4 protein-coding genes are annotated in these 9392 nt (G+C 56.6%); 2 read left to right on the top strand and 2 right to left on the bottom strand.

Annotated features, from left to right (window positions below; translation table 11 throughout):
- Positions 1-336 precede the first annotated feature (336 nt).
- Positions 337-1194, bottom strand: coding sequence for a penicillin-binding transpeptidase domain-containing protein (locus ACR0BU_RS23425; RefSeq protein ID WP_480739248.1), 858 nt, complete (start codon positions 1192-1194; stop codon positions 337-339).
- A gap of 260 nt (positions 1195-1454) precedes the next feature.
- Between ACR0BU_RS23425 and ACR0BU_RS23420 the strand changes: the two genes are divergently transcribed.
- On the top strand, positions 1455-1772 hold the full coding sequence (locus tag ACR0BU_RS23420) for a hypothetical protein (RefSeq protein WP_480739286.1): 318 nt from the start codon (positions 1455-1457) through the stop codon (positions 1770-1772).
- A 687-nt stretch (positions 1773-2459) separates the two neighbouring features.
- Positions 2460-7595, top strand: coding sequence for an NACHT domain-containing protein (locus ACR0BU_RS23415; protein ID WP_480739250.1), 5136 nt, complete (start codon positions 2460-2462; stop codon positions 7593-7595).
- A gap of 789 nt (positions 7596-8384) precedes the next feature.
- On the opposite strand, the gene ACR0BU_RS23410 is transcribed toward ACR0BU_RS23415, so the two are convergent.
- Positions 8385-9122, bottom strand: coding sequence for a hypothetical protein (locus tag ACR0BU_RS23410; RefSeq protein ID WP_480739251.1), 738 nt, complete (start codon positions 9120-9122; stop codon positions 8385-8387).
- Between the last annotated feature and the right edge of the window lie 270 nt (positions 9123-9392).

The following is a 9392-nucleotide window of genomic DNA, read 5'->3' as shown; positions in this document are numbered from 1 at the left end:
AAAACACCAGCTCCCCGACGCTGCTTGACCATTTGTGCAGGTCTACAAGTCGTATGGTCCCCGCATCTGATGACGCGGCTTGAACCGCACCAGGTTTACCGGAGGCTTCAACTCGAGAACATGATGAAGCCACAATGGTTTCTGGTGCCAGCGGATGGTAAGGACTCATGCTACCCGTCAATACTTGTCGCGGAGAACGTCCGTTGCAAGCCCCAGAGTGACCAATGCTGCGGCCGGGATACGCAGCGGCTTTGGAGAAACGCGCAAAGCCCGTTAAGGCCTTTTTGGGCAGCCGTTACGATTGGCCTACTAATGCGAGATGCAAGCCGCACGCGATCAGCTGTCAAAGCCGCCAGGAAGATATCCGCACTCAATTAGCATCCGGATTGCGAATTGGCGCCGAAAGTCTCTGATCTCACCATACGTGGCAGCTTGGGCATAGAGCGCGAAGGGGATCGGCTTTAGACCGTTCCTTGCCACCCATCCCACGTACCAACCTTCGAAGGGGCGTGAGAAGTCTCCTGGAACAAGCGGACCCGATCCAGTCTTGCCGTGGAGTCTGAATCCATTGGTGCTACGGTCCAGGCTTGCCATAGTGAGCGCTTCGAGGCTCTCCGGAGCCACGTCAAAAGACCCCGACAGTAAATGCGAAAGGAACTCGACCTGCTCAGAGACCGAGATGCGCAAGGTCCGGTCCAGCCAGAAGGTGTCTGAGTTATCTGGGGCTGCTGCATTACCGTAGCTCCAGTCGTCCATGATCATCCGATATTGTTGAGCTCCCACATCGACGGCAACATCCTGAAAATACCACGCCGCAGAGCGTCTGAAGGCGCTTTCGAGCGTCTGGTCTCGTCGCCAATCGTCGGGCCAGTAGTTGGCCGCTGGTCGACGCTGCTGATCCCACGCCCGCTCCGCTTCCAGACCGTCTACCACGCCGGTTTCCAATGCGATCAGAAGGTTGGGTATCTTGAAGGTTGACCAGGGCCCGTATTGCGTTTCGAGATCGCTATCCTCCAACACACAACTCGCTTGCGTTTCAGAGTTATGGGCCAGGAAACTGACTTCGCGCCCCGTCATTTCCTCAGCAAGAGGTGCGGCGGGAAGAATGACGCGCGACTCAGCGACAGCCTCCCCAGAGAATATTGCGGCGACAGCGAAGAGGGAGCAAGCGATGACGGCGGTGCAAAGGTTCATTATTCACTCTGGGTTGTTGTTGCGTTGGTATTTCAAATGTGTTCCGACCATCAAGCAACATGTCTGGAAGACAGCGTCGATGGACCGAAACACATTGGTTCAGCCAACGTATCGGCATTTAGGGTCCTGGAGACAAGCGGCCGTTCCAACAATCGCGCTGAACGGCAGCCAAGTCCGCTGACCAGATCTAGCCCAGCCTGAATCTAAGCCTCCCCAACTGAACTGGTCCACCGTTATGTTTAGGAAACGGAGGACCACGAATGGCAAGCAAGAGACCGAAGCCTGAAGAGATTGTCTCAAAGTTACGGCAGGTTGAAGTTCTGATGGGTCAAGACATGTCTCGTCTTGATGCGTTCATTCAGGCCAATGAACTGATAGCACTGGATACTGAACCGCACCGGGTTTGCCGGAGGCTCCAACTCTTGAGTAGGGTGGAGCATTATGACGAAGACAACGAACAAGTATTCACCAGAAGTGCGCGAGCCTGCCGTGCGGATGGTCAGGTAGTGATGTTCGATCTTCCAGATCGGTTCTGGGTGCTGAGTCCTTTCATGGAGAAAGCTATCCCGGCATTTTAGACATTAAACCAGGGTTCGGATCCTCCGACACCTCAGCGTTACACTTGCACTATTGGAGTAACGAACAGTTACGGCTTTGATAACTCCTACTAGGTTATTGCAACTGGTACGCAAAGGCTAACTGAGCAGCCTTTGGGCAGGCTTCGATTACGTGGTCCATGTGGCGCGAAAGACGAATTTCTCCTCGCAGCCACCGCCCAGAACCTCCGCAAACTGGCTAAGATCTTTCCTGCACCGCAGCAAACGCGAAAAGCCTGACTGGGAAGGCGCTCGCGCTATAACCGGGGCATCGGTTTCTGCGTGAGCAACACGTTGTTTTTCAACACCATCGCCACACAGCAGACATTCGTTGCATACGCGAAATTCTTGCTGCAAGCGCGAAGCAATCCAACGGGAGGGCGGTTTCCGGTCATTCGCTGCAAGTGCAAAACATGAGGAGCCATTGCCACGAAGCGGACATTCGGCAAGGAATTCAAGTCTATACTTGATCGCTCAATATGAAGCTCGAGTTTCGGAGCTTCAAAGCATTGAATGTCTGCGTCTCGGACAGCAGTGTGCCGCGAAGCTCATGAGCTCGGACCCTACCAAGATGTCACCCCAGCGACCCTTAGAAAGTAATCGAATTAGGCCCGCGTTTCCGCTATCGAGTTGGCACATGTCAGAAAAGATCCATAGACGACCGACGCAATGAGTCAGACTCCCGAAGGATGCTTAAATCAGGAACAGAAAGGCTCCAGCCCAGTCGGTCGCGGAGGCGCCGGAACCTATATTGAGGGCGAGCTTGGTGCCTATTATCTCCTGCAGATGCTTGCGGGTAGCGAAGCGCGCGGTCTTCCCAATGCCCGAATTGAGCAAGTACAACTGCAAGGGGAAAATGAAGGCTATGCGCTTGACGACCTGATCGTCCATGGCGTGTCGAACAACGGCACAGCGATCCTCGAAATCCAGTCCAAAAGAACCATCCGCTTTTCGCCCAAAGACCCTATCTTTAAAGGCGTCTGCGAACAGGTTGTGCGCAGTAATCCCGCTCAAAAGCCGACGGACCGCCACTTACTGGCGGTTGCCACTCAACGAACCAGCTATTCTATCTCTGGCCCCTATCAGGACGCGCTCGAATGGGCGCGCAGAGCGGAAAGCGGCGTGCAATTCTTCGCGCGGTTAGCCCTCCCAGGCGTCGCCAGCGCAGAGATGCGTACTTTCATCGAGGCGTTCCGGAATAATCTTGTGGCTCAAGGCGTAGCGGACGACGACGAAGCCATCTGGGTCATTCTTCGGCAGTTCATGATACTCGAGTTCGATTTCGAGTCTTCTGCACCTGAGGCAAGGGCCCATGCTTTGACTATGGCTCGCCAAGTTCTCGCGCCTGAGGATGTGATAAGCGCTGAAGCGCTTTGGAGCAATCTCATCGAGATCGTTCTTGAGACGGGCAAAGCTGGCGGCTCGATCTCGCGCCAGTCTCTTATCGAGCGACTAAGGATGCGGGGCTTCCACCTTGCTGGCGACCAGAATTTCGCGCTGGCCCGCGACAAACTTGCGGAAATGTCGCGCCACGCACTGATGGAGATCGGCACTACGGTCGGAGGCGTCAATCTCCCCCGCTTGAGCGCGCTTGCCGATCTCGAGAAAGCGCGCGACGAGCATCGCTTCGTTGAGATCACCGGCAAGCCTGGCGTGGGCAAATCTTGGGTCTTAAGACATCTTGCTGAGCGGATAGGCCGCGAGGGCCATGTCATTGTCCTTGATCCCGTAGGCACGCCGGATGGCGGATGGTCGGCGCTCGCGCAACGTATCAATATGCCCGGGACCGCAAAGGATTTCTTGTGGGACCTTGCGGCAAGTGGCGGCGGGGTCCTGTTCATCGACGGCCTCGAGATGTTCACGTCCGTCGAGCGCCGCCGCACAGTGAATGACTTGCTGCGCGAGATTACAGATGTCCCAGGCTTCTCCGTAGTCATGTCCAAGCGGCCGGATTTCGGCGCCGAAGACACCGCCTGGGTCGCCGAGGAAGCGCTCGCAAGGTTGGGTACGCCCTACCAAGTGATCGTGGACGAACTGAACGACGACGAGGTTGCAGCGCTGAGCATTGCCACCCCGGAACTGCGCGCACTGCTGTCACCGGACCATCCGGCCGCGAGTATTGCGCGCAATCTCTATCGATTGGCCCAATTGCTCAAGGTCCCGAAATCGGCCGAAATTCGAACTGAAGCAGCGCTTGCCGATCGTTGGTGGAAAAGTGGTGATGGCGCAAAGCCAGATGATGTTCGCCCGGCGCAACGGCTTTTGGCCGAGCTAGCAGAATCGGCGCTGGCAGGGCAGGACTTGATCGAGGCGTCGACGGACACGCCGGCACGAGCCCACTTACTGCGTAGCCTGACCCTGTCCGAACCGAGGCGCGACCGTCTCAGCTTCTACCATGACGTGCTGCGCGACTGGGCGATCGGCGCGCGTCTCAATGAAGACATCATGTTGCTCGACAGCATCGATCTTTCGGTGCCGCCATCGCCACAGGTGGCGCGTGGCATCGAGTTTGCCGGGCGCTTCGCACTCGAACAGGGACCGGACGGCTCGAACTGGACGGCCCTCATTGGGGCTCTCGCGCGACCAGGTGCCCATGATGCATGGCGTCGCCAAGCGCTCATGGCGATCGTGCGATCCGAGCTGTCTTCGCACCTTCTGAACAGCTGCCGCGCCGCATTGCTTGCCGACGGTGGCTCGCTGCTCGTCGAGATCTGTACCGCCATCATCGCGACCGAAACGATCTCGGCCGCATCCGCCTTCAAGCAGATCGCCGCGAAGGGCGTTGAGCTTCCTGTCGAGGCGCCAGGCTCTTTGCGCATCGCCAACACGCTATCGGCGCCCACGGTTCTCACGTGGTGCGCTGTGAATGCCAGCGAAATTCCAGTGCAAGCGATCGCTGCTGTTCTGAAGCTCGCGGAAGTCCAGTTTCTCACATTGATGAGCATTCCTGAACTCGGGCAGCTTACGGCGAAGATGCTGTTCGGGTGGCTTATGCAGCTTGACCTGCGTGCCTCCACCGTCACGATCCCGGGTGCTCAGGATACGCCATGGACTGAACGCTCAACTCGCAAGACGATGATCGAAGACCTTCGCAACATGGCGCTTCTGAGCGCGTCACACGCGCCGGATGACACAAGGGCCTATTTGACCGCGATCGCGAAAGAGGACGATCATTACAAGGTCAAGGCAATGCGGCCGTTCAGCAAGACCTTGGCTAGCGCCGCGCCGAATGAGCTTGCGGCGCTGATCACATCCAGTCTTATTGAACAGTCACGTCGAGGCCGATCACGACGGGATTCCCTGAATGGCGCGTTCGGCTTTGCGGATACCGACTACATGCCGGTGTCTCCAGCGCAGCCTCCTTTTCTCGACTTGCTCGATGCAGACGCCGAGATCGGACTCGGCCTCATCCGAGCACTCATTGACGCGGCGGTCGCGCATCGTGCGGATGGCATGAAGGCGGGAATAGACGGCTTCACGATCGTCTTCGACGGGAAGCCGCGCTTCTTTCCATGGGTGCAGACCTATTACTGGTCACGCTCCAGCCAAGCGCATGAATACGCTGCATCTTCTGGCCTAATGGCGCTCGAAGCTTGGTCACAAGAGCGCCTCGACAGGGGCGAAGATGTTGATGCGGTTCTCAGGGACATCCTCGGACCGGAAGGTAGCTGCGCCGCCTATCTGCTGATCGCTCTCGACGTGCTGCTATCGCATTGGCCGGCGACGCGCGATGCGCTCGTCCCGTTTTTGGCGAACCCCGACCTACTAGCCAATGATCGCACCCGGTTGACGTTAGAGAGGCTTGGAGGCGCGACGATGCTGCAGAAGGAGCCCAAAGGCCGCGTCATGCTTGCCGATCTCGCAAAGCGCCAATCGCGCTCCATCTCGCTCGAGCGACTAATCCCCTATTACATCGGCGAGGATGACGCCGGGCAGAAGGTGCGCTCCTTGTTGGCTAATGCAGTCGAAAAAGCTGGCTCGTACAGCGATGAAGCGAATTTCGGCGATCCCGCTTTCATGGGATCCTATGCACTCAATATGCTCGACCGGGCGAACTGGGTGAAGGTCGAAGAAGGCCTCGCTTACAAGTCGCCGCCAGCTGAGGCCGAACATTTCGAACGTCTCGAGGCCAGCCGACAGGCGCATGAACGTTCCAGCACGATTGAGGTGAGAATTCAGCTGGCTATCAGCGATCCAGCGAAAGGGTCGCCGGATTTGGCGCGCGAGGCCGTCGAATACGCTGCCGGCGATCTGCCTGACTATAGCGATACCGATTATCTTAAGTCACGATCGACGCGGTTGATTTCGACGGCGATGCTTGTTGCGCGGGACGGTGCGGATACTGTCCTTGACGATCATGAAGACTGGGTTCGGACCGTGATTGCCACTGCCTTGGCGGAAGAGGTCGACCGCTACGACTCGAAAGAACGGCTGGACTACAATCGCCCGGCGCAGGGCATATGCGCTCTAATCCATCTTTGGCATCGGAGACGGCGGATCGAGGACCGCGACCAGCTACTGAGAACCGTCGCTCGACAAGACCAGGCCGCCGTCGTTTCCATGGCGGCAGCACACGCGAGCATCAGAGATGCCGAGCCGCGGCTAATCAAAGCGGCAATCCGTATCGCTTTCACCTGCTGCCGTTGGCGTTGGAATCCCTATGACGAGGACGCCTCTACTCGACAGGCTTACGAGGAGGAAAAAGTGGGGAAGGACGCTGATGCGGTTGCAGCCGAGATCGCTTGGCTCAATGGCGGGCCCGAGCCGACTTGGCCAGAGCTTCCGGAAGAGACACCGGCGTTTTCGCGGCGGCCGCGTGCAATTGCCTCACTGAACGGTGAACAAATTGACCTCGAAAGTGATGACGCATCCCAGAGACGTAGTTCCGGGGAGGCGGTCGTTCGCGCCAATGATCAAGAGCTTTCACGATGGTTGAGTCTACTCAATGTTGAAGGAAGCGCTCGGCCTGGCTGGTACCTTGAGATCATTGAATCATACGCGCCATGGTCAGCACGAATGAATGGTCACGGCTATTCCGCTGATGCTGAGCTCAGTCAGACACCAAGCGATTGGAACAATCAGTTTTACGCCTTGGTAACAACCGCTTTGATGGACTGTGCGGAGGATCAGTTCTTATCGCTTCTTCTACTGATAGTTGAGCTACCTGATCGGTCATTCTGCGATGTTGCTGAAACGGTCATACATGCCGCTGATGTTCACTATTTTAATGAGCCGGACCGGCCGTCAGCTCGGGCGTCGGGTTTGCGGCAGAAGATGGTTGCGCGTGCGATTGAGCTAAATCGATGGTCTTGGGATCGTCGCCGGGGAGAACTCGGGATCGACATAGAAACCGGTCCAATGATCGGCAGGTTGCTGATGAACTTCCACAGCCCATTTTCTGGAGCAAGTACTTATCTTGTTCCGGCTGTGTTCGACCGAGTTGATCCAATTCTTGAAACGCTACGCCCGATGATGTCAGGCGGTCCTACCGCTTTCGTCGCGCTCTGCACGATGAACACCCTAAACGTTGCTCCCACTGCACGACATCTCGATTTCCTGTTGAACGCGATCGAAACTTGGCTCGAAGTAACGGACGGCAACCGCTCGATGTGGCATGAGCTCGGTATCGGTCGCAAAGTCGCGGAATGGTTGAATAAGGCGGCGGTCGATGATCCGTCTTTGTATAGCAGGTCTCACCCATCACGCAGCCGCATCGATGCCATCTTGGGGCGTCTTGTCAGCTTGGGTGTGTCAGAAGCGCATGAGCTAGAGCTAAGGATCCAAGCGGAAGCAAACAAACGGTGAGTTAGCAGATCATCCTCTTTCAGCGCTTTCCCTTTCGTATCAATACTTGAGTTTCTTACTCGACCTTCCCTTCACGTGGAATCCCCCAAGATGGCAGCACTCAACATCTTGTGGTATGCATGTGCCCCCATGTCAGATCATGCTAGTAACGTCGCCATGTTTTCATTATGTTCTGGTATGCTGTGGACTCGGAAAGGTTTTGGTATGAGCGAAAACAAAAACGAAAGTAAGTCTGAAAAGGTCACAACTCTGATTGCCAAGCCTGAGAATGGCTTGTGCGTCTCGATTAACTCACAACAACCGATGGCAAGTGCGCCTTCCGCGCCACCACCTCCAAAGCCAAAGCGGTAGGCATGGCAAAGAAGCCAACACCGTAGCCAAAGCCCAAGCCAGTCCCGCGTCAGCGGGGTGAAGTCCGGGTGCAAGGATCACAACAGCCCCGTGCCGCTGCGCCGGGCACGCCTCCACCACCCAAACCAAAGAGGTAGAATACATGGCCAAGTCACCATCGTCCAAGCCATCGCCTAGACCTGCTCCGCGCCAGTCTAGCTCAAGAGTGTTGATCGAAAGATCGCAGCAACCGGTTGCCGGCAAACCCGCATCATCGCCGCCCCCTAAGCAGAAAAGGTAGATCAATGACTAAAAGGCCATCACCCCCACCAACACCGCCGCGTCCTTCTTTGCCGCCATCGCGACCAACCCCAGAGACAAATACCCGTCCCGCACCAGCGGCACCATCTTCGCCGCCACCACCCAAGAGGTAGCACTATGCAAGGTTTTGAAATGCAGTCAGGGGGTGGACCCGTTTACATCCCCGATAACGCCAGACCCGTCCCCAGCGCCCCGTCCTCGCCTCCACCGCCTAAGAAGTGACGGGTTGTGCCGAATACGTACCTCTGAAATTTCGCCGGCAGGAATGACCGTAATTTCCGGTCCCCAGTCGCTATGCTCTGGGCTGACCGTTTCCCATTTTCCGGTTTTGTCCCGGTAATCCGTCACGTACATTGCAATTGACCCGTCTTGCCCCAATATCACCGGACCGAAGGGCGCATCTTTGAAGTCGTCAAGGCGCTCGCATTGAACTGTCATCCCATCCTTTTTGAGAACGGTAATCTGGGTCGGCCCGGAATCTTCTCGGTTAATAACGGTTTCCCATGCCGCGGCGTTTCTATCCGATGAGGAAATTCCCGCCTTTCGCAAGAACGCTGGAAGGCTATTTACACTGGCACGTCGCCAAATCGCAGCAGCAATAAGGGCGACGATGATCCCGCCAACGCTTGCCCCGTAGCCCATCCATAGCGGCAATTTTCCACCCGTCGGGACAGGATACTTCCAGTTATAGAGGATCAAGAGCCCCGCTGACGCAGCCTGCGCTATGAATGCGAACACAAGCGCTATCGCCAAAGTGTCTAGCGTGCGGTGCGTTGTGTCGCGGCCTGTGTAAGCCAGACGATACGACAGGTATCCCGCGACCAAGATCGCGAGAGTTTGATAGGGAAGTTGAAGAAGGTTTTCGAGTGCTTCCATCAATTCACAAGACCACCAATTTCAGCCGTACACAACACGCAAGCAAGAGATGTTCACTCTAACAACATAGTTCCTCAGAGCGAGTGCTGTCGAAAACTGCTCAGAACCGCTTAGTCATCGGATAGACACTTTCCGTACGGCAGCAAAGTTTGCAATCAGTGAGTCCGTCTTTGCAATTACTTCGCGCCTGCAGCGAATGTCCGGAACGCGACCGTCACAGCGGCAACCAAGCCGACTTCTGGATGTCCGGCCGGGGCCGACTCAATGTGC

The organism is Ruegeria sp. CK2 (genome assembly GCF_056536585.1).
This window is presented reverse-complemented; position numbering and strand designations above follow the sequence as displayed.